Source organism: Pseudomonas sp. LAMO17WK12:I10 (assembly GCF_900215185.1).
Lineage (GTDB): Bacteria > Pseudomonadota > Gammaproteobacteria > Pseudomonadales > Pseudomonadaceae > Aquipseudomonas > Aquipseudomonas chlororaphis.
The window spans coordinates 1-18,225 of the sequence record NZ_OBDX01000023.1; the positions used below are offsets into that span (position 1 = coordinate 1).

27 protein-coding genes are annotated in these 18,225 nt (G+C 56.7%); 18 read left to right on the forward strand and 9 right to left on the reverse strand.

Annotated features, from left to right (window positions below; translation table 11 throughout):
* Positions 1-433: 433 nt before the first annotated feature.
* On the reverse strand, positions 434-727 hold the full coding sequence (locus tag CRO75_RS22560) for a hypothetical protein (RefSeq protein WP_204856411.1): 294 nt from the start codon (positions 725-727) through the stop codon (positions 434-436).
* Between the two features lie 69 nt (positions 728-796).
* Positions 797-1,243 (reverse strand): hypothetical protein, encoded by a 447-nt coding sequence (locus CRO75_RS32415; RefSeq protein WP_102063197.1) that lies wholly within the window; start codon positions 1,241-1,243, stop codon positions 797-799.
* A 139-nt stretch (positions 1,244-1,382) separates the two neighbouring features.
* On the opposite strand from CRO75_RS32415, the gene CRO75_RS32420 reads away from it, so the two are divergent.
* Complete coding sequence (locus CRO75_RS32420; protein ID WP_102063198.1) at positions 1,383-1,727, forward strand: nucleotidyltransferase domain-containing protein; 345 nt, start codon at positions 1,383-1,385, stop codon at positions 1,725-1,727.
* Between the two features lie 30 nt (positions 1,728-1,757).
* Here the strand turns inward: CRO75_RS32420 and CRO75_RS22570 are convergent, their stop codons facing one another.
* From CRO75_RS22570 to CRO75_RS22590, 5 genes are all read right to left on the reverse strand, one after another.
* The gene (locus CRO75_RS22570) at positions 1,758-2,669 is read right to left on the reverse strand and encodes a hypothetical protein (protein WP_097138305.1); all 912 of its coding nucleotides are present in this window, start codon (positions 2,667-2,669) and stop codon (positions 1,758-1,760) included.
* On the reverse strand, positions 2,656-3,228 hold the full coding sequence (locus tag CRO75_RS22575; RefSeq protein ID WP_097138306.1) for a hypothetical protein: 573 nt from the start codon (positions 3,226-3,228) through the stop codon (positions 2,656-2,658). The genes CRO75_RS22570 and CRO75_RS22575 overlap by 14 nt, the downstream gene beginning before the upstream one ends.
* Positions 3,229-3,293: 65 nt before the next feature.
* The gene (locus CRO75_RS22580) at positions 3,294-3,521 is read right to left on the reverse strand and encodes a hypothetical protein (protein WP_097138308.1); all 228 of its coding nucleotides are present in this window, start codon (positions 3,519-3,521) and stop codon (positions 3,294-3,296) included.
* Positions 3,522-3,557: 36 nt separating this feature from the next.
* Entirely contained in the window at positions 3,558-3,767 is a 210-nt protein-coding gene (locus CRO75_RS22585; protein ID WP_097138310.1) for a hypothetical protein, read from the reverse strand.
* 6 nt (positions 3,768-3,773) lie between these two features.
* Positions 3,774-4,631, reverse strand: coding sequence for a S24 family peptidase (locus tag CRO75_RS22590; RefSeq protein ID WP_097138312.1), 858 nt, complete (start codon positions 4,629-4,631; stop codon positions 3,774-3,776).
* Positions 4,632-4,719: 88 nt separating this feature from the next.
* Here CRO75_RS22590 and CRO75_RS22595 point away from each other — a divergent pair, with 88 nt between their 5' ends.
* The 12 genes from CRO75_RS22595 to CRO75_RS22655 all read left to right on the forward strand — a co-directional run bounded on the left by CRO75_RS22595 (position 4,720) and on the right by CRO75_RS22655 (position 11,615).
* Entirely contained in the window at positions 4,720-4,896 is a 177-nt protein-coding gene (locus CRO75_RS22595) for a Cro/CI family transcriptional regulator (protein ID WP_097138315.1), read from the forward strand.
* A gap of 56 nt (positions 4,897-4,952) precedes the next feature.
* A complete protein-coding gene (locus tag CRO75_RS22600) occupies positions 4,953-5,153 on the forward strand; it encodes a hypothetical protein (protein WP_039012569.1) in 201 nt (66 codons plus the stop codon).
* A 19-nt stretch (positions 5,154-5,172) separates the two neighbouring features.
* The gene (locus CRO75_RS22605) at positions 5,173-5,379 is read left to right on the forward strand and encodes a hypothetical protein (RefSeq protein ID WP_097138317.1); all 207 of its coding nucleotides are present in this window, start codon (positions 5,173-5,175) and stop codon (positions 5,377-5,379) included.
* A gap of 93 nt (positions 5,380-5,472) precedes the next feature.
* Entirely contained in the window at positions 5,473-6,231 is a 759-nt protein-coding gene (locus CRO75_RS22610; protein WP_143504005.1) for a hypothetical protein, read from the forward strand.
* The gene (locus CRO75_RS22615) at positions 6,231-7,037 is read left to right on the forward strand and encodes a phage replication protein (RefSeq protein ID WP_097138321.1); all 807 of its coding nucleotides are present in this window, start codon (positions 6,231-6,233) and stop codon (positions 7,035-7,037) included. Before CRO75_RS22610 ends, CRO75_RS22615 begins: the two co-directional genes overlap by 1 nt.
* Complete coding sequence (locus CRO75_RS22620; RefSeq protein ID WP_097138323.1) at positions 7,027-7,833, forward strand: ATP-binding protein; 807 nt, start codon at positions 7,027-7,029, stop codon at positions 7,831-7,833. Before CRO75_RS22615 ends, CRO75_RS22620 begins: the two co-directional genes overlap by 11 nt.
* Complete coding sequence (locus CRO75_RS22625; protein ID WP_097138325.1) at positions 7,833-8,174, forward strand: hypothetical protein; 342 nt, start codon at positions 7,833-7,835, stop codon at positions 8,172-8,174. Before CRO75_RS22620 ends, CRO75_RS22625 begins: the two co-directional genes overlap by 1 nt.
* Complete coding sequence (locus CRO75_RS22630; protein WP_097138327.1) at positions 8,171-8,641, forward strand: hypothetical protein; 471 nt, start codon at positions 8,171-8,173, stop codon at positions 8,639-8,641. Before CRO75_RS22625 ends, CRO75_RS22630 begins: the two co-directional genes overlap by 4 nt.
* Positions 8,638-9,267 (forward strand): recombination protein NinG, encoded by a 630-nt coding sequence (locus tag CRO75_RS22635; RefSeq protein ID WP_097138329.1) that lies wholly within the window; start codon positions 8,638-8,640, stop codon positions 9,265-9,267. The genes CRO75_RS22630 and CRO75_RS22635 overlap by 4 nt, the downstream gene beginning before the upstream one ends.
* Positions 9,268-9,888: 621 nt before the next feature.
* Positions 9,889-10,575 (forward strand): hypothetical protein, encoded by a 687-nt coding sequence (locus tag CRO75_RS22645; RefSeq protein WP_097138334.1) that lies wholly within the window; start codon positions 9,889-9,891, stop codon positions 10,573-10,575.
* 417 nt (positions 10,576-10,992) lie between these two features.
* Positions 10,993-11,319 carry a phage holin family protein gene (locus CRO75_RS22650; RefSeq protein ID WP_062823011.1) on the forward strand — a complete coding sequence of 109 codons (327 nt, stop codon included), beginning with the start codon at positions 10,993-10,995 and terminating at the stop codon, positions 11,317-11,319.
* Entirely contained in the window at positions 11,319-11,615 is a 297-nt protein-coding gene (locus CRO75_RS22655) for a hypothetical protein (RefSeq protein ID WP_097138336.1), read from the forward strand. Before CRO75_RS22650 ends, CRO75_RS22655 begins: the two co-directional genes overlap by 1 nt.
* Before the next feature lie 47 nt (positions 11,616-11,662).
* On the opposite strand, the gene CRO75_RS22660 is transcribed toward CRO75_RS22655, so the two are convergent.
* Positions 11,663-12,097 (reverse strand): hypothetical protein, encoded by a 435-nt coding sequence (locus CRO75_RS22660; RefSeq protein WP_097138338.1) that lies wholly within the window; start codon positions 12,095-12,097, stop codon positions 11,663-11,665.
* 350 nt (positions 12,098-12,447) lie between these two features.
* Between CRO75_RS22660 and CRO75_RS22665 the strand changes: the two genes are divergently transcribed.
* From CRO75_RS22665 to CRO75_RS22685, 5 genes are read left to right on the forward strand one after another with little or no spacing between them, the layout of a single operon-like run.
* The gene (locus tag CRO75_RS22665; protein WP_097138340.1) at positions 12,448-13,059 is read left to right on the forward strand and encodes a putative metallopeptidase; all 612 of its coding nucleotides are present in this window, start codon (positions 12,448-12,450) and stop codon (positions 13,057-13,059) included.
* 31 nt (positions 13,060-13,090) lie between these two features.
* On the forward strand, positions 13,091-13,567 hold the full coding sequence (locus CRO75_RS22670) for a DUF2280 domain-containing protein (RefSeq protein WP_097138342.1): 477 nt from the start codon (positions 13,091-13,093) through the stop codon (positions 13,565-13,567).
* Positions 13,536-14,861 carry a terminase large subunit gene (locus CRO75_RS22675; protein WP_239990627.1) on the forward strand — a complete coding sequence of 442 codons (1,326 nt, stop codon included), beginning with the start codon at positions 13,536-13,538 and terminating at the stop codon, positions 14,859-14,861. The genes CRO75_RS22670 and CRO75_RS22675 overlap by 32 nt, the downstream gene beginning before the upstream one ends.
* A gap of 2 nt (positions 14,862-14,863) precedes the next feature.
* Positions 14,864-16,240: a DUF4055 domain-containing protein gene (locus CRO75_RS22680; protein WP_097138346.1), complete on the forward strand. Its 1,377-nt coding sequence runs from the start codon at positions 14,864-14,866 to the stop codon at positions 16,238-16,240.
* Positions 16,241-17,353 carry a hypothetical protein gene (locus CRO75_RS22685; RefSeq protein WP_097138347.1) on the forward strand — a complete coding sequence of 371 codons (1,113 nt, stop codon included), beginning with the start codon at positions 16,241-16,243 and terminating at the stop codon, positions 17,351-17,353.
* 241 nt (positions 17,354-17,594) lie between these two features.
* On the opposite strand, the gene CRO75_RS22695 is transcribed toward CRO75_RS22685, so the two are convergent.
* Positions 17,595-18,224, reverse strand: coding sequence for a hypothetical protein (locus tag CRO75_RS22695; RefSeq protein ID WP_143504009.1), 630 nt, complete (start codon positions 18,222-18,224; stop codon positions 17,595-17,597).
* Position 18,225: the final 1 nt, after the last annotated feature.

The following is an 18,225-nucleotide window of genomic DNA, read 5'->3' on the forward strand; positions in this document are numbered from 1 at the left end:
GGCGCCGCCCACACAGAGTTCGACACGCTGTTGCCGCCGACCTTTACATCGCCACTCAGGCGATAGTCATAATCGACCCCGTCCAGCCTGTACCGAGTCCCCTCGGTGCGCAGGTCCAGAAAGTCGCGGCTGGTGGATGGATTAATTAGATAGAGCAGGTTGGTCGACATGGATGATTCCTGATATATGAGAACTTGAAGTCTGTGGCGTGCACTGGTACGCGATGGGCGGTGTCAGGCTGATACAGATACACTGGAACGTGAGGCAAGGCTGCGCCGCCGATGCCAGCGCAACGGCTGGCAATATGTCCTTGCATCCGAACAAAAGAACGCCATCAGCGACCGAAGGTGCAGTCCAGGCGGAGAAGTCTGACGTATAGTCAACGGCGCTTCAGAAGAAACAGAGCCACGGGTTAGCGGGAAACCCAACCGCCTTAGGACTCGTCGAGTTCGATACTGCGTTCGCAGTGCCTGGAATCGAGCCGATCCAGGAAGCGGCATAACACCCAGCCCCAGCGCCTGTCTGCACGGGCCGCCTTCCCGGCCCGGCTGCTAATGGTCTCGTCTTCATGACCACCCAACGCCGTGTTGGCCAATTGATCATAGGCAATGGCGAGTTTCCAAGCCCTGGTGCTGCCTACTAGGATGGCCAGCAGCATCCACAGCCCAGCCAACAGGGAGGCGAGGACGCAAATGGCCCACAGCCCAAGCAATGTAAGTCGGTTCATGCCCATCACTGCCGAAATACCATAAAGCCCAGCCAGGCTGCCTCGCTCGGTACCTGGGAGTTTGCAGTTCTATTGGCATGGCCGGAGGGAAGTGTGTTTAACCGTGTTGATGTGAGTTATAGCGCACAGGCCAGGCGAGGTGCGGGGTTGGCGGGAGTGGGGGCATGGCGCCTTGGCTGCATCGATATCGGCACCGCAGTGCTTGCACTTGATGGCGGCATTCTTGATCGTCTCAGCACACATAGGGCAAGGCCTGGTACCCGAGTCGAGCGTTACTACAGGAGCGCCTTGGTTGCGACGGCCAAGCATCGCCATCAGCAGCCCGGCGATCAGAAGTACGCCGCCGATGATGGTGTAATTCTGGCGGTCAGCCATTAGCCCCAAGTTATTCACCCGACCCATACCGGCCGGAACAGAAATGTCCATGACCATCGCGCCGAGCATGACGATAACCCCGAGCACGATCGCAAGAATTCCAAACCCTCGCATAGGTATCCCTCCCCCAAAGGTGGTCATTCTACCATTCTGGCCCCGCGCCATCACCCAACAGAAAGCCAGCTTAGTGGCGGGCTACGGGATCAGGCAGGGAGGGCGGGAGGTAGCCTTGCAGCTAGTATCTACCTCATCGGTAGCAGGTCATCGACGAGGAGAAGCAATGCACATCGACTTAATTGCCAGCGTTGTCAGTGCCTGGGCCGGGAAGCATAAAAGCATTTCCAGGGTTTGGCTTTTTGGGAGTAGGGTGCGCGGAGATCATCGAGATGATAGTGATATCGATATCGCGGTGGAGGTTATCGCTCCGAGTCAGGACTTTGATTGCCTTTCAGTATGGATAGAGGAAAGGCCTAAGCTCCTCAGTTCAATCTCCTCTCAGCTTCCAATGCCTGTTCATCTCGAGTGGTACGGTGGCCAGATTGAAACGCCGACAATTGATCGGGGCTTGCTTCGGTCATCGCTGATTGTATTCGAGCGAATGAGTAACTCCGACGGGACTGAATGAAAAAGCCCGGCGCTGGGCCGGGCTTGGTTATTACTCAGTTTCTTCCCAGGGGAGCGCCTGCAGAATGTAGCGCGGCTTACTGCTACCAATTCGTTTAGCGCTCACAAATATTTTGAATGAGCGATAGAGATGCTGATTGATGGCGTTAGGATTCGGCACATCTCTCTTGATGCTGCCGTAAATAACGTGACCATCTACAGTTCTGAACTCAAAAGCTCTCTTATCGGGCAGAGCGCCAATAAACTCACCTGTAAATGTCTCTATGCTTTCTTTTATATTGTCCAGACTGAGCCTTTCTTTGCTGCGCCTTACCTGCTCGGTATCAGTAAATTGAAATTTTTTGGTGCGCGTGGTTAGAGAGCAAGATGCCTCATAGCTGGACAGTTTTCCTAAGAAGTCAGCGACGGCCGTGATGGCCCTATCGGCGAGCCTCGATACTGGCTCAGAGAGCTCTTCATCGCTTTTTGTTGTCGCTTCGAGCAGCTCAGCTATCAGATCGATTGCTTGGGAGACCGGCGTAGTGCCTTCAATATCAAGTTGGCGTTCAGCGGGAGCTTCCTCCAATTGAAAGCCGAAGGATCCTAATGCTGCACCGGTTATCAGAAGCTGATTGCTTGAGCGGTTTGGGATTGGTCCCTTATCAGCCAAGGTGCCAGAAACAGATGCGGCAATCATTGCAATAGCTTCACTGAACGCTTGAGTGGCCGACGTTCCAAACTCAGCTAATACCCCATGGGTTCCCCAAACCGGCGCTCCACGATAAGTTAATATTACTTTTGCGGGCTGATAAGGATTGCCGTTACTTTTCTCAAGGAATGACTTAGCACGCTGAATTCTGGAGTTCAGCGACATGGCTGTCAGCCTGCTCAGCCCTTTTTTAGAGATTTCCTTTTCAAGGAAGCTGAGCTCGGCTGCACTGTGTAGATACTCATTCCTGTTCATGTGCAAGCTCCTGTTGACGAGCTTCGAGCATTGCCAGAGCCTCTGCGTCTTGGTGTGGTGCGAGATCTATTTTTAGGAATCCTTTCCATTGTCTAGACCTTCGGTGAGACCACATGCTGTACCAGTATGCTGACATGGACACCAAAATCTCTGGATCGTCCTGCAGCGACTGAATATAGAAGTCGACCTTGAACTGGTCTTTTATCCACTCAGTATCACCCAAAAGGCGGATTTGTTCCTCAGTTAACGTATCAAAAAACTCATCGCCCCTATGGGTAAAGGTGACCACATCCACGTCCCCCGGTGGCCGATGCTCAATCAATTCGATGTTTTCTGAGAAGCTGCCATCAAGCCATTGGAAACCTGCGTCCATACCCAGGAGATGTAGCTCAGCTCGGTGCGCCAGGTATCCACGAAGGATTTGGCAGCGCTCTATGCTGGTGGCAAATCGCTGAATGAACAGAGAAAGATCGGTCTCGTAGGGGGATCTGTTCAGGTCAACGGGGTTCAATTCATTTATAGGAGGTAATAAGCCCTCCGCATTCCATTCAGGAATCAATCCTGACCTCCTTGTCTAAATTTAGATGTGTTCATAGGCGCTGGACGTAACCACGTTCGAGACCTTTATTCAGCCTTCCCCCGCACAATTCTTCCCGCCTTCACCTCATCCGCATAAGCTTTTAGCCGATCTGCCTGCTCATGCATCTTGCTGACTTTTTCCATTGCCACCAGGAATTCAGCCTCCTTGTAGCCTTGTGCCTTGCTGAAAACATCCAGAGCGGCCTCCTCAAGGGCGAATGCCGCGGCCTTGAGATCTCGGCGCAGATCCTGGTTCAGCTTGGTGAGGCTCATGGCGAACTCCTATAAATCCACGACGTGCCAGCGCGTTTAATGGAGAGTCATGACCCTGCGGCTCTCTCCAATCCTGATCCGATCCAGCGCCCGGTTTAACGCGTCCAGGGCATCGAGGAGGGCCTTGGCCTCAGCCTCTCGTCCATCACCCCAAAGCCGCTCAGCCATTTTGTTGAGGGCCTGGATGGATCGTTCGATATCAGCGGCAGTCGCCGCCTTGGCATCCGCCGGCTTTTTCTTTGTCATTCAGAGTCAGAGCTTCCGAGCGTTCCAGACCAAAAGCACCTTGGCGTGGATGATCACGTCGCCAATAGGGACGACTCGGTCCTTGTGCTTCGGGTTGTCCGAGATCATTTCGAAATGCTCGGCGTCGTGCACCTGGAGCCGCTTGATGTACAGCAGGTCATGCCAGGTGATGACGTACACGCCATCCCCAGCAAATTCATTGATGCCTCGATCAACGATGACAGGGTCCTTGTCGTTGATCGTGCCCTCCATGCTTTGGCCCCAGCCGGTAATCATCGCGAGACTGGCCGCGGTCGAGTACTGGATGCCTTTATCGCGCAGAACATCCTCGCTTATCACAACGTTCCTGATCGCTTCGGAGTAGTCGGCCGGCACTTGGCCATGGCCCATGGCGCCGCGGATGTCGTATTGCGGGATTGAGATATCGCCTGGCTGCAGGCGACGGCCTGAAAAGTCGGCAGAGATAACGTTTCCGGCTTGGCCGCTTGCTGAGCCATCTGCGACAGCGTCAACGATCTTCTGACGAGCTTCTTCAGGTAAACCTTTTCCGTGCTTTTCCAGCATCTTCTGGACTAGATCGGCTGCACTGGAATTACCCGCTGAATCCTCAGCTGCTGTCGTCGATCCCTTCCTTCTTGGCGGCTCACCTTTGCCAGACAAAAGCCAGTCGACAGTAGTGTCGTAGCCCTCAGAAATCGCTACCAAGTTCTCGTTCTTGATGTTCTCGGTATCGCCAGCGAACCACTGACGCACAGCCTCATAGCTGATGCCGCATGTGGTTGCGATATCGCGCTTAACGTTGCGCACGCCAATGGTTGGCTTGCGGGCCATTACCAGCTTGGTGATTCGTTCAGTGGTTTTCATGGCTGCAATCTACAAGAGTGCTTGTCAAGCATGCTTGTTTTGCAAACACAAGCATGCTTGAATGTGAGTAAGAGCAAAGGAGGTCGGTATGACCAAGTCGCAAGCAATCAAGCATTTCGGCTCCATCTCCGCGCTGGCCAAGGCCCTCAACGTTACCTACGAGGCAGTGCGTCAGTGGGAGGTGGTGCCCGAGCTGCGCCAGTACCAGATCGAGCGAATCACCCAGGGCGCCTTGAAAGCCAGCCAGCACGACGCTGCTGCGTAAGTCGTACCGCCCGCTTGATTGACGTTTTTCCATTTCTGAAGCCAGGAGCAAGAAGCATGTACATGGATCCCAACCAAAAGCGCGCCATCCCGGTGAAGGTTCGTTTCGAACCGGTGCTTGACCGGATTCTGCGCAAGGCCGCAACGAAGACTCGCATGCAGCACGCGACCTACCTGTACGAAATCATCGAGTGGGCAGTGGCCAACGGTGTGATCGAGGAATTGATGCAGGACAAACAAGAAGATATCGCGGGCTAAAGCCCCTTTGGAGGGCCGAATGACCGTAGAGCTCGAAAGGCTGCCGCCGAAGACGCGGGAGCGGGTAGAGGGGTTGATGCGCGCGAATGGCTGGAACTTCAGCCGCGCCATCAACGAAGTGATGGAAAACGCCATTGCCTGTGGCGCGCTTTCCGAAGTTGGAAGGAAGAAGGCCAAAGTCCTTCAACTGGTGACCCCAATGAGGGCCTCTGGCAGGGACTCTTAAGGGTAACCCGGAGGGCCTCTGCCGAATTCCAGGTACAAAAAAGCCGGGGTAGTGACCCGGCTCTTCATACAACGTTTCTGTGGGACGAATTATATGCACACCCAGACACCAAACAGCAATACCCCGGCAAATGTCGCGACACGCTTTGATGGATCTGAAAACGTGTCGCGGTTTCGGGAAGGGAAGGTCTATGCGGCGGTATTTTCAGACGGCTGGATCAAGGTAGGCCGTGGTCGCTGCCCTGAAAGCAGAATAGTCGCGCATTCAAGCGTATCGGCTATGCGCAATGCGACATTGCTTCAATTTGCTGTATCCGGCGAGCTCGTCGACTCGGCGTCAGCTGAAGCGGACCTGATCAAATTCTGCTCCGAACGCTGCCACGCCGTGCACGGGCGCGAATGGTTCACCGAGGTAGATTTTGAGGGCCTTCGCCAACTCATCACCGAGCGCTATTCAGGCAACAGCCAAGAGGATCTACGAGACGCCAGGGCGGCAAAGTCGAAACGCGTTGACCAGATGCTTGAAGCGGTGTTTCGCCTGGGCGCTGATGATCGACAGGCCTCTGTGGATGGTCCTGAAGATCAGCTTAAATGGTCTAACTCACTTGCCTATGCTCGCATCATCGACCGCATTTACCTGGACGATTGCTATAGCGGCTGGCTGTTCGAGGCATCCAGTTCAGGCATGTCAAACTTCGGCAACTATGCCTCACTGGTACTTCATTCGCTTGATGACAGCGAAGTGGCTGACGTCTTCTGTCGCGCTGCGACAAGCCCCGGCGAGGTTCTGGAGTACATCACCGAAACCGCCCGCTCAATCATTGACACCTACCAAAAAGCGAGAGGTGCCTAATGGCCCGCGCACGCAATATCAAACCCGCATTGTTCAAGAACGAAATTCTCGGCGTGGCTAATCCAATGGCAACGCTTCTGTTCGAAGGGCTGTGGCTGCTCGCCGACAAAGCAGGTCGTCTCGAAGATCGCCCTATGCGAATCAAAGGCGAGCTTTTCCCGTATCGCGATGGACTGGACGTTGAGGGACTTTTGAGGTTCCTGACTGTTGAAGGATTCATCACTCGCTACACCGTCGGTGCAAAACGCTACATCCAGGTCGATAACTTCGACAAACATCAGAATCCGCATCGTAATGAACCGGAGTCAATTATCCCTTCTGTATCAGATGGTTGTATCAGTACCGATTTTGGCGGAACGACTTCTGCCATTCTCGGAAGTGCTCCGGCTGATTCTCTGATTCCTGATTCCGGATCCCTGACTGCTGATCCCCTCAACCCGTCAACGCCTTCGGCATTGCCGACTTCGCCGAGTGACGACCTGTTCCCGAAGTTCTGGAAGCTGTACCCGAACAAGAAGGGCAAGGTCGCAGCCGAGAAAGCCTGGAAGAAACTCAAGGTGACCAGTGAGCTGTTCGCCCTGATTGCTGAAGGCCTGGCCAAGCAGGTGGTGTCGGAACCCTGGGTCAAGGACGGCGGAAAGTTCATCCCGCACCCGGCCACCTGGCTGAATGGCAAGCGATGGGAGGACGAGGTGAAGCTCGCCAGTAACGTGCACCCGTTCCCGCAATCCCGCCACACCGGCTTCGCTGATCGCGACTACACCGCCGGCCTGAAGCAGCGGGAGGACGGCAGCTATGCGCTCTGAACCAGTTCAAGCCACTCCAGAACTGCCGCCGGGAACCCGCATCCAGCCTGCTGACTGCGAAACCCATGGCGCCTACGAGCAGAAGGTCTATGCGGTGCTGGGTAGGGAGCTGAAAAGCAATTGCCCTGAGTGCAGCCGCATTGTCCGCGAGAAAGCCGAGGCTGCCGAGCAGGCCAACAAGGCGATGGAAGTCCGCATGTCCCTCGCTCGTAAGCTTGGAGACGCGCTGATCCCGAAGCGGTTCACCACTCGCACCCTGGGTAACTACCAGGCAGAGAACGAAGGCCAGCGCAAAGCCCTCCGGTTCTGCCAGCACTACGTGCAGATCTTTGACGAGATTCTGAAGACCGGTCGCTGCATGGTGCTGATCGGCAAGCCCGGCACAGGGAAAACCCACCTCGGCGCCGGCATGGCCAACGAGCTGCTGCACAACACGTCCCGAACGGCCGTATACCGCACTGTCGGCGCAATCCTGCAGGCGATCCGCGCCACGTACGACAAGCACAGTGAACGCAGCGAGGCGGAGATTCTGTCGAGCCTGATCGACCCCGACCTGCTGGTGCTGGACGAAGTCGGCGTGAGCAAGGAGCAGCCGAGCGACTTCGAGCTGACGACCCTGTTCGCAATCATCAACGGCCGGTACGAGCAGGAGCGCCCGACGGTAGTGATTTCCAACCTCGAAGCCAGTCAGTTGCCGGGTGCCATGGGTGATCGCTGCGTCGACCGCTTGCGCGAAGGCGGAATGATCGTGGTCCCGTTTGATTGGGAATCTCAGCGCGGCAAGGAGGGCTTTTGATGAGCATCGACAGGGCGAAACTGAAATCGCTGCTGTGGTCCGTAGTTGCCTCCTGGAAGGCAGGCGATGGCGACCTGCAGCGTCACACTACGGCGCTGGATGAAATCCTGGGCGACAAGACGGTGGAGGAGGTGGCGCTGCTGCTGATCGAGGAGAACGAGCGTCTGCGCGCTGATCTGGATGGCGAGATATCCCAGGCGCGTGACTTCAACATCGAGCACGAAGAGCTGAAGAGTGAGCGTGATCACCTCAAGGCTAAGAACGAGGCGCTGCGCAAGGAGCGCGACAAGCTGGCCGAGGACAAGCAGGGCCTGCTCGAAGACTTCGCGGGGTGCCTATGACTGACAAAATCTCCGTCAACTGCCAGGCCAAGCTCTCCGAGGCCATCACCAGGCTCAGCGCGATGTTTCGCGACAAGAAGTTCGTGGTTGTCTCCCTCCGCCCGGGGAAGGACCGCACGCTCGACCAGAACGCCCTGTGGTTCGCCATGTACAAGCGCATTTCCGAGATGACCCAGATCGGCGATGAAGGAGATGCGCGCCGGTACTGCAAGCTGCACTTCGGCGTGCAGATCCTGCTGAATGAGGATGCCGGGTTTCAGGCTGAGTGGTACCGGGTCATGCGTCATCTTCCCTACGAGACGAAGCTCTCCATGATGGGTGGCTGCAAGCTGTTTGGCCCGGATGGCTTCCCGGTTACCAGTCTGTTCAATCGCGCCCAGGGCATCCAGTACACCGACCGCATGGCTGCGTACTTCACCGGCCATGGCGTGGTGTTCAGTGACCTGCTGAGCGAGGTAGCGGCATGAAGCGCACCCCGCTGCAGCGCAAAACCCCGCTCAAGTCAGATGGACCCCGCCGCAAGCGCTGTCCTTCATGCCGCGTGATGTTCGTGCCTGCCCGCACCTCGCAAGCCGTGTGCGGTGAGATCGAGTGCGCCATCGCTTACGGGCAGTCCGAGAAGGGGCAGGCGCGCGCCAAGAAAGCCTTAGCGGATGTAGGTCGCCGCGAGATCAAGGACCGCAAGGATAAGCTGAAGAGCAGGGCGGAATACGCCAAAGAGGCCCAGGCGGTCATAAACCGCTACGTCCGGCTGCGTGACGCGCATCTCGGCTGTATCAGCTGCGACAAGCCGGCCTCATGGGGTGGTCAATGGCATTGCTCTCACTTTCGTAGCGTCGGCGCCGCAGCACACCTCCGCTTCAACCTCTGGAACATGAACAAGTCCTGCTCCCAGTGCAATGCGCACTTGAGCGGAAACATCATGGTTTACCGGCCCCGACTGGTCGAGAAGATCGGCGCGGAAAAGGTGGAGTGGTTGGAGTGCGATCAGGAACTGGTCCGTCATGAGATCCCTTACCTCAAGCGCTTGAAGGCGGTTTTCGCCAAGAAGTGCCGTCGCCTGGAGGCGCGAATCCAATGCAATGCAGCGTAGAGAATTGCGGCCGTGCCGCCATGTACAAGACCGCCCAGCTTTGCCAGATGCACTACTTCCGGGTCATGCGGAACGGGACAACCGACAAGCTTCCCACAAGTCGCCAGCAGCGGGTTATCACACCGAATGGGTATGTCCGTGTGTACGAGCCAGGTCATCCGCTCGCTGACAAAGGCGGATATGTCTTCGAGCATCGTCACGTCATGTGGGCCGAAGTAGGTCCGGGCGGCAGGGATTGCGAGTTGTGCGGGAAGCATGAGACCTGGCTCACCTGTCACGTCGATCACATAGACGAAAACCGCCAGAACAATGCGCGCTCCAATCTGAGGATTCTCTGCCGTGGTTGTAACACGCGGAGAGGTGTTACCCCAGAGAGCCATGCTAACCGCAGCGATGTCGGCCTGATTGAGTTTGAGGGTAAGCGGAATACGGCCACTCAATGGGGTATGGACCCACGCGTCATGGTCACCGGCGCAACCATCATGAGGCGGAAGAGGCAGGGGATGCCCGATTACGACGCATTGTTCGCTCCCAAGAAAACGCACAACGGGAGAGGGCGGCCATGAAGGCGATGACTGCCGAGTACAAAGCCAAGATCAAGGAACTGAAGGGGGAAGCAGCATGAAACTGATCAACGCAAGGCAAGTATGGACTGAGGCTCAGCACGAATCGAACGCGTCGATCAGCGCTGTGGCAATTGAACGGGCGGAAGCGGCACCTGTGAAGACGGGCGGACGCATCAGTAAGCGCGAGGCCAAATTCCCGGCGCTTGGCAGCGAGAAGGGCGAGGAGGCGGCGCACTTTTCGGTACCTGGGCAGCGGATCAGCATCAGCGAGACTCGCCGCACGCCGATTGGTCGGTCCACCGCCCGCGCCGCGCACCTGGCCACCATCGGAAAAGTTCTACGTGCCATCGACACGCTTCCTTTCCAGGTGCAGCAGTTCGGGCACTACCTGTATCACCCATGCATGACCGCGGTGCACATGCTCAACGCTGAGAAGTTGATCTGGGCCGATACCGACTTCTCGGCATTGACCGACGCCAAGGCCGCGAAGGTCCATTGTCTGGTCACCTGCGCTTTGCAGTCGTACAAGGCTGAGGCGAATGGTGGAACTCCATGGGGGCCTGCGCGGGTGGCTGAGGGGATGATGAAGCTCTACGGCATTGCCATCGAGCCCAAGGTCTGGGATCGGGACTGGAAGGCGATATGGGACTTCCTTCGTGCGGCCATCAAGGAAGTGGATGATCAGGCTCAACAACCTGTTTGGCAGGTTATTTACGCGGAAAGAGAAGAAAGTGCAGCGTAATTAGTTGACATGTTGGGGTTTTATAGGTACTTTTTCTACATTGCGCAACGTGACTCCAGCGCAGGAACTGATTTTAAGCCCGGCCACCGCGCCGGGTTTTTTTATGCCTCGAATTTACCTGTAGCCAGGGCAGCCTTCGGGAACACCTGGACGTCGATAGCCGGATAGTGCGACGTACGGAATCAACACCGGCAGCCCGTGTGCCCTGACCTCACATGCTTTCAGGGTGGCGCGAGGCCTGAGCGGCGAGACCGATGCAGTAGGGTGTCGGCGTTGTGATGGTCACGGCGGACGGCGGGAGAGACCGCGCACCTACTCAGGGCCTCGGCATTCGCCGGGGCTTTTTTGTTTTGGGCAATGCCCGGGCCAATGCAGGCCTTTTTTAATCCCTCAACTCCCTACCGGGAGGATATCGAGATGCCGAACATGCCAGAAAAAGACCCTTCGTTCTGGGTGTTGGTCCTGACCGCCCTGCGCGAAAACGGCCTCGCCATGGGGCTGACGTTTGCGCTCACCTGGTTGCGCATTCAGTACGACGGCAAGGAGACCAAGCCTGTCCGCCAGCTGATCGAGGCGTCGCTTGGCGCGCTGATCGTCATGGTGGTGGGGCTGACCGTTAAAGAGTTCGGCTTCAGCATCGCCTGGTCGTTTGCCACCGCGGGCTTCATCGGCGTCCTGGGCGTTGAGCAAGCCCGCCAGCTCGGCAGGCGCTGGGCTGAACGGAAGGTGGACGAGGCCGGGTGATGGACTACGTCATCGGTGGCAATCACTACTCGGCCAGCTACCAGGACCTACGCGAGGAACATGCCCGATTCACCGGGATGACCGACAAGCGTTTCCTGAAGGAACTGCCCGCGGCGCTGCATTTCGCAGTGTTCGTGTGCTGGTTCAAGGAGCTGCCGTCGAGCGTTGTCCTGTCGGACGAGGGGATCGTCCACCAGCTGGCCCACCTGATCCACTTGAAGGGTGAGCCGCTAGTGATGGCCAGGCTTGGCGAGATCCGCGAGTTGTTCAACAAGCAGTTGCAGCTAGCAGCTTAGGCCGCGACACGTCTCGCGGATCAGCAGATTGTGTCGCGATATTCTCATCAGGTACCGAGAATCATCTTTGTAACGCAGTTGCTGAAATCGTACTCATTCATCGCAGTTTGCTTACTCCCCCAGAGGTGAGTAAGGCCATTAGCAATTTTTTGACTTGTCAGAACTGGAACTGTCTTCAAGCCATTGTCGACCAGAGCGGTTGTTCTATGCCGGCCATCACAGAATCGAACATGCGGCTGCACGTTGTAAAAGATGATTGGAAGCTCCAGCGGTACAGGGGGAACCTGCTTCAAGAACCTCTGGCAATCACTGAGCTTAAACAAGTCGGGGCCGTCCCAAAAATCCTCTTTGTAGTGGTTTTCCGCGATCTCATTCGCCTTGCTGGCATCAAGAATCAGGACTACTTCTGTATCAACGCTCGTAATCCCGGGTGAGATTGTGTGAAGGGGGAGTCGATTTTGGTCGGTGACTGCAATGGGCATGGATGTGTCCTTTATGTGGTAGGCGCCGACATTTCGGGTTGGCGCTACTAGCATGAGTGAAGGCTAAATTTCGTTTTTCAAGCATCCTGAGGATGGTTTGACTTCGCCTGCGAGATATACTTGGAGAAGGTGTGGCCAAGGCGCTTAACCTCAAGGCTTGGCGGCCAGGCAAGCCACTGCGCCTCTGCCGTCGTAGCATTCAGGTCCGGCAAGGTAGCCAAGTGCTGCGATTACTACTGCGATAACGATGATGTGCTTCATGGGGTTTCTCCAAATAAGGGGGAGTAGTGAGTGAGCCACGCGAAAAGATTCTTTTGGGCTCAATCTGCCCCCTTTATGGGGGATGACCGATGAACACCCGACCTATCCCCCCGCCGGAGTTGTTGGAGTCAGTTGGAATTTCTCTTCTACCAGCCCCTGAGGTTTGGGACTGGCTCCAAGTCGAGATCCTCTCGGGCACTGGCAGCATCCACAACGAAGACCATGCGCACCTACTGGATGCAGACATCCAGATCATGTGGGCATCGTCGAGCTTCGAGAAGCAGGGCCGCACAGTCCTGGGCCAGGCCGAGCAGGTAGCGTTCCGCGCCGGCGGTTGGCAGAAGGCCCGGATGGAACAGCAGATGCGTGACTGGTTCGGCGAGGTGCCTGCTTTCATCATCACCTTGGCCGCTGACTATTGCGCCCAATGCAGCGATGAAGAGTTCTGCGCCCTGGTGGAGCACGAGCTTTATCACCTGGCCCACGCCAAAGACAAATACGGTCAGCCAGCCTTCACCAAGGAAGGCGCACCCAAGATCGAGATGCGTGGCCACGACGTCGAGGAGTTCGTCGGTGTGGTCCGCCGCTACGGTGCGAGCCCTGATGTCCAGGCATTGCTTGATGCCGCCAACAAGCCCGCCGAGGTGGGGAAATTGAACATATCGAGGGCCTGCGGAACCTGTCTGCTCAAGTCGGCCTGATTCTGGACAGGCTCTGGACGGATGAAAATCTATGGCAGCCCTTCAAAACGACGTGAAGGCCTTTATCGTTCAGGCCCTGGCGTGCTTTGACACGCCTTCACAGGTGGTTGAAGCAGTCCAAAAGGAATATGGGATCACGGTGACCCGCCAGCAGGTGGAGACACACGACCCGACCAAGACATCAGGCAAAGGCCTGGCAGCCAAGTGGCAAACCCTGTTCCACGACACCCGTAAGCGCTTTCGTGAGGACACGGCAGAAATCCCGATCGCCAACCGTGCGTACCGACTGCGCGCCATGAATCGCTTTGTGGAGCGCGCCGAGGGGATGAAGAACATCTCCCTGGCTATGCAGATCTTGGAGCAGGCTGCCAAGGAGTGCGGCGACGTCTATGTGAATCGCCGCCTCGAACCGGAGAAACCCCTGGGCTCCCAGGCGGACCAGCAGCACGCAGTTGCTGAGTACACCCTGGAGCCTGATGAAAATGTCCCCGCTACCCCGTACCTATGAGGCCCCAGTCAAGCTGACGCCGAAGCAGGCAAACATTTACTGCTGGGGCTTCCAGCCTGAAGCGCGCTTTCGCGATGCGGTGTGTGGTCGCCGGTTCGGCAAGACGTTCCTGGGCAAGGCCGAGATGCGCCGCGCTGCCCGGTTGGCTGCGGAGTGGGGCGTCAGCGTCGAGGATGAGATCTGGTACGGCGCGCCAACCTTCAAGCAGGCCAAGCGCGTGTTCTGGCGGCGCCTGAAACAGGCTATCCCGGAAGCATGGCGCGCGCACCGTCCGAATGAGACGGAATGCTCGATAACCCTCAAGTCCGGTCACGTCATGCGAGTGGTCGGTCTCGACAACTACGATAACCTGCGCGGCTCTGGTCTGTTCTTCGTCTTGGTGGACGAATGGGCGGACTGCCCGTGGGAGGCCTGGGAGGAGGTGCTGCGGCCGATGCTATCGACCTGCCAATACAGCATTCCCGGTGTTGGCATGCGAAAGGGTGGCCATGCGTTGCGCATCGGAACCCCCAAGGGCTTCAACCACTGCTACGACACCTTCCAGGATGGCCGGCCAGGTCATGAGCCTGACCACAAGAGTTGGCTCTATACCTCGCTCGATGGCGGCAACGTTCCGGCTGAGGAGCTTGATGCGGCCCGCCGCAAGATGGACCCCAGGACGTTCCGGCAGGAGTACGAGGCCAGCTTTGAGAACTATGCCGGCGTCGTGTACTACACGTTCAACCGTGATGAGTGCCGGACTTCAGAGCGAATCAAGCCAGGCGAGGCTCTGCACATCGGCATGGACTTCAACGTCATGAAGATGAGCGCCGTGGTCTACGTAGTGCGGGACGACCTACCGTTGGCTCTGGATGAGTTCCACGCTGTGCGCGATACGCCGGAGATGATTGAGAAGATCCAGGCGCGGTTCCCGGGTCATACCGTTGCGGTTTATCCAGATGCAAGCGGCCAGAACACCAGTAGTAAAAACGCAAGTGAGTCGGATCTGTCACTGCTCAAGAAGGCAGGTTTCACCGTTGTCGTCGACTCGACCAACCCTGGGGTGAAGGACCGAGTTAATGCCCTGAATGCCATGTTCCTTAACACCTATGGCGAACGCCGCTTGAAGGTAAACATCGATCAGTGTCCTCAGCTCACTTTGTGCCTGGAGCGCCAGACCTACACCGACAAGGGTGAGCCGGACAAAGATCCGAAGAAGGGGCACGACCACATGAATGACGCTGCCGGCTATTTCATCGCCAAGCGTTATCCGATCAAAGCCCGCACCGCATCTACCGCCCCTCTGAGAATCTGACCATGAGTGATGACCCAAACAAAACGCTCCCGGCAGTGGACGCTATGCGCCAGGACTGGGAAATCGTCGACGCATTGATGGGTGGAACCAAGGCAATGCGCGATGCTGGCGAGAAGTTCTTGCCGAAGTGGCCAAAGGAGGAAGACGACGCTTACAAGGCTCGCCTACAAGCCTCAACGCTTCTGCCGGCCTACAGCGAAACTGTTCAAAACATGAGTGGCCGTGTCTTCGCTGAGCCGATCTCATTGGGCGACGATGTTCCGGAGTCAATTCAGGAGTTTGCACAAGACATCGACCGGCAGGGCAACAACCTGCAGGTCTGGGCGCAATCAGTATTTGTAACTGGATTGTCTCATGGCCTATGTCACGTCCTGGCCGAGTACCCGAAGGTTGAGGGCCTGAAAACCAAGGCTGACGACAAGGCCGCCGGCGTTCGTCCGTATGCGGTGACTGTGAAACCCCATCAGGTTCTGGGCTGGAGAGCCGCAGCCAAAGCGGGCGACCAGGTACTGACCCAGTTTCGTTACTTAGAGTGTATTGAAGAGGACGAAGGGCTCTTCGGAGTAAAAGTCACTCCTCAGATTCGTGTGCTCGAGCCGGGGCGATGGGCAACCTACCGAAAAGCGGACGATGGCAAAGGCGGGAAGTCGTGGCAGTTGTACGACGAAGGTGTGACAACACTCGATGTCATCCCGCTGGCCACGTTCTACACCAAGCGAACGGGCTTCATGACGGCCACACCTCCACTTCTTGAACTGGCTCACCTGAATAAGAAGCACTGGCAGTCCCAGAGCGACCAAGACAACATCCTGCACGTCGCGCGGGTACCTATGCTGGCCATCATCGGCATCGAGGATGATGCTTTTGAGTTGAAAGTTGGCACCAGTAGCGCTACGAAGTTGCCTAAGGAAGGCGACATGAAGTGGGTGGAGCACACTGGTTCCGCCATCGAGGCTGGTCGCACCTCGCTGCAGGACTTGGTCGACGATATGCGGATGGCGGGCGCCAAGCTTCTCCTGAAGGACAAGCAGTCGACCAAGACAGCAACCCAGGCTGAAGATGAAGCGGCTCAGGAAATGAGCCCGTTGCAAACAATGGCTGAAAGCTTCGAGGACTGCCTTGATCAGGTGCTGCAATACTTCGCGATGTGGACAAAGCAGCCTGAAGGTGGCCACGTCCAGGTCAATGGTAACTTCGACATCGACTTCGCCCCCGAAACGACGTTGCCCCTGTTGTTGAATATGGCCGCTCAGGGCCGGCTTTCCGACGAAACCCTATTCTCCGAATTCCAGCGCCGCGGTGTCGTTTCTGATGACCTCGACTGGGAGCTGGAAAAACAGAAGATTGCCGATCAAGGACCAGTACTCGGAGCGCTCTAAATGGCAACGGTTAACGAGACTCTGCGGGATGAGGGCATTGCGCATGCAGTTTCGTTAGATCAGTACAAGCTCGGAGTGGTGCGCCGAATCATCGCGTTGCTCAACCGCTCCGATGCAAACCTGACAGCGGCACTTGCAGAGGCACTTGAGCGCATGCCGGCAGGCTCATTCACGATTGAGCGGCTAGACGGCTTGCTTGATGAAGTCAGGTCGATCAACGAGGCTGCGTACAACCAAGTACTGGAAGCGCTTCAGGGTGAGCTGAGAGGCTTGGCCGGGTATGAGATGCAATGGCAGACGGACCTATTTACGGCTACGGTTCCCGAACCTGTTCTGGTTCGTTTCCCTATCATCAGCATCGGCGCCGAGCAGATTTATGCCGCAGCAATGGCCCGGCCTTTTCAAGGGCGTTTGCTGCGCAACTGGGGAAAGGAGATCGCCGCTGACCGAATGGTGAAGGTTCGAAACGCTGTTCGTACGGGTTACCTCGAAGGTAAGACGACTGATCAGATTGTCCGTAGCATTCGAGGAACTAGGGCGGCTGGATATGCTGACGGCTTCCTTGAGCGCCCGCGACGTGACCTGGCCTCGGTGGTTCGTACAGCAATCAGCCATACCGCTGCTGTAGCACGAGAGAACTTCAATACGGCTAATGCTGGCATCATCGAGTCCGAGGACTGGACCAGCACGCTGGATAACAGGACCTCGGCGCCGTGCCGGATCCGAGACAAGCTGCCCTATGCAGTTGGTACGCACAAGCCGATCGGGCACAAGGTGCCTTGGCTTGAAGGTCCAGGCCGGATTCACTTCAACTGCAGATCCACCTCGACGCCACGCACGAAGTCTTGGAGAGACCTGGGTATTTCCATCGACGAGATGACCCCAGGCCAGCGGGCGAGCATGGATGGGCAGGTGCCGGCCGATACGAACTACGCCGATTGGATCAGCCGGCAGTCGACAGAGCGCCAGGAACAAGTTCTGGGGCCGGTGCGTGCCAAGATGCTTCGAGATGGCATGTCCATGGAGGAGTTCTATTCCCCGGCCGGTGCTTTCCTGACGCTGGAGCAGCTGCGTGAGCGGGACATCAAGACATTCGCTAAGATGGCGGCATGACCGATAAGCCTAAGCTTCACCTCATTCAAGGCACGCCAGCCCCGGATACTCCAGCGGAGCAGGTGCGTAAGCGTGTGCGGGCGATGCCCAAGCCTGCAACGATGGTCCAGTGCCATCGCTGCGGTGGGCGCGAGGTGATCGAGACGAAGATTGGCGTGCTTATGAGGAATGGCAAGTCAACTGGAGGTACCAGAGCGCTGATTTGTGTTGGATGTTTGCTCAAGGGCGAAAGGGTAGTTGTTTAATTTAAGCAGACGATTCGGCGCTTCTCAAAGTCGCTCATGAGTGAAAAATAATTCTCTGTCCACCCCTTCATTGCGGTGCTTGCCAGTTTGATGGCCTCCTCTTGTTGCGCTTGCGTCTTGGCCATTAGCCCTATTTGAATGACGCCGGCAAGATACATTGCAGACCCGGTCAGCTCGAGTGGGGCATATGCAGTAAATCGCATGGCGCTCTCAGTGACTTTCCCACCAAGGCGTCGGAAGTCGGAATCGGTAAGGTCAGGGTCTGTAGTGTTGCTTCCGAATGCCGCAATGCTTCTTAGCAGTAAGTCAGCCTTCTCTCTGATCATTAGCTCTTGCTTGTCTAGCCTCTGAATACAGCTTTGGGCAACGGATTGTTTGGTCGCTTGTGCGCTCGCATACCAGGTAAGCAGGCCAGCAGAGAACGTGAGCAATACACCAAGCAGAGCAACTGCTGTTGCCCAGTGACTGCCAATCGAAGGTTTGTCGGTGTGAGCGGATACTTCTTTGGGGGGTGGGCTGTGCTGAGCGTCTTGCAACTTTTCTACTCCTTGTAAATGCAGCGCATCTCCTGCGCCGTAGTGATCGGCAATCCTAATTGAGAATGCCAGATAAGCGAATTTCTTCACT

Excerpts from the sequence above, each read along its gene's own strand:
- CRO75_RS22560 (WP_204856411.1), bottom strand. The coding sequence starts at position 727 with ATGAACCGACTTACATTGCTTGGGCTGTGGGCCATTTGCGTCCTCGCC.
- CRO75_RS32415 (WP_102063197.1), bottom strand. The coding sequence starts at position 1,243 with ATGACCACCTTTGGGGGAGGGATACCTATGCGAGGGTTTGGAATTCTT.
- CRO75_RS32420 (WP_102063198.1), top strand. The coding sequence starts at position 1,383 with ATGCACATCGACTTAATTGCCAGCGTTGTCAGTGCCTGGGCCGGGAAG.
- CRO75_RS22570 (WP_097138305.1), bottom strand. The coding sequence starts at position 2,669 with ATGAACAGGAATGAGTATCTACACAGTGCAGCCGAGCTCAGCTTCCTT.
- CRO75_RS22580 (WP_097138308.1), bottom strand. The coding sequence starts at position 3,521 with ATGAGCCTCACCAAGCTGAACCAGGATCTGCGCCGAGATCTCAAGGCC.
- CRO75_RS22585 (WP_097138310.1), bottom strand. The coding sequence starts at position 3,767 with ATGACAAAGAAAAAGCCGGCGGATGCCAAGGCGGCGACTGCCGCTGAT.
- CRO75_RS22590 (WP_097138312.1), bottom strand. The coding sequence starts at position 4,631 with ATGAAAACCACTGAACGAATCACCAAGCTGGTAATGGCCCGCAAGCCA.
- CRO75_RS22595 (WP_097138315.1), top strand. The coding sequence starts at position 4,720 with ATGACCAAGTCGCAAGCAATCAAGCATTTCGGCTCCATCTCCGCGCTG.
- CRO75_RS22600 (WP_039012569.1), top strand. The coding sequence starts at position 4,953 with ATGTACATGGATCCCAACCAAAAGCGCGCCATCCCGGTGAAGGTTCGT.
- CRO75_RS22605 (WP_097138317.1), top strand. The coding sequence starts at position 5,173 with ATGACCGTAGAGCTCGAAAGGCTGCCGCCGAAGACGCGGGAGCGGGTA.
- CRO75_RS22610 (WP_143504005.1), top strand. The coding sequence starts at position 5,473 with ATGCACACCCAGACACCAAACAGCAATACCCCGGCAAATGTCGCGACA.
- CRO75_RS22615 (WP_097138321.1), top strand. The coding sequence starts at position 6,231 with ATGGCCCGCGCACGCAATATCAAACCCGCATTGTTCAAGAACGAAATT.
- CRO75_RS22620 (WP_097138323.1), top strand. The coding sequence starts at position 7,027 with ATGCGCTCTGAACCAGTTCAAGCCACTCCAGAACTGCCGCCGGGAACC.
- CRO75_RS22625 (WP_097138325.1), top strand. The coding sequence starts at position 7,833 with ATGAGCATCGACAGGGCGAAACTGAAATCGCTGCTGTGGTCCGTAGTT.
- CRO75_RS22630 (WP_097138327.1), top strand. The coding sequence starts at position 8,171 with ATGACTGACAAAATCTCCGTCAACTGCCAGGCCAAGCTCTCCGAGGCC.
- CRO75_RS22635 (WP_097138329.1), top strand. The coding sequence starts at position 8,638 with ATGAAGCGCACCCCGCTGCAGCGCAAAACCCCGCTCAAGTCAGATGGA.
- CRO75_RS22645 (WP_097138334.1), top strand. The coding sequence starts at position 9,889 with ATGAAACTGATCAACGCAAGGCAAGTATGGACTGAGGCTCAGCACGAA.
- CRO75_RS22650 (WP_062823011.1), top strand. The coding sequence starts at position 10,993 with ATGCCGAACATGCCAGAAAAAGACCCTTCGTTCTGGGTGTTGGTCCTG.
- CRO75_RS22655 (WP_097138336.1), top strand. The coding sequence starts at position 11,319 with ATGGACTACGTCATCGGTGGCAATCACTACTCGGCCAGCTACCAGGAC.
- CRO75_RS22660 (WP_097138338.1), bottom strand. The coding sequence starts at position 12,097 with ATGCCCATTGCAGTCACCGACCAAAATCGACTCCCCCTTCACACAATC.
- CRO75_RS22665 (WP_097138340.1), top strand. The coding sequence starts at position 12,448 with ATGAACACCCGACCTATCCCCCCGCCGGAGTTGTTGGAGTCAGTTGGA.
- CRO75_RS22670 (WP_097138342.1), top strand. The coding sequence starts at position 13,091 with ATGGCAGCCCTTCAAAACGACGTGAAGGCCTTTATCGTTCAGGCCCTG.
- CRO75_RS22675 (WP_239990627.1), top strand. The coding sequence starts at position 13,536 with ATGAAAATGTCCCCGCTACCCCGTACCTATGAGGCCCCAGTCAAGCTG.
- CRO75_RS22680 (WP_097138346.1), top strand. The coding sequence starts at position 14,864 with ATGAGTGATGACCCAAACAAAACGCTCCCGGCAGTGGACGCTATGCGC.
- CRO75_RS22685 (WP_097138347.1), top strand. The coding sequence starts at position 16,241 with ATGGCAACGGTTAACGAGACTCTGCGGGATGAGGGCATTGCGCATGCA.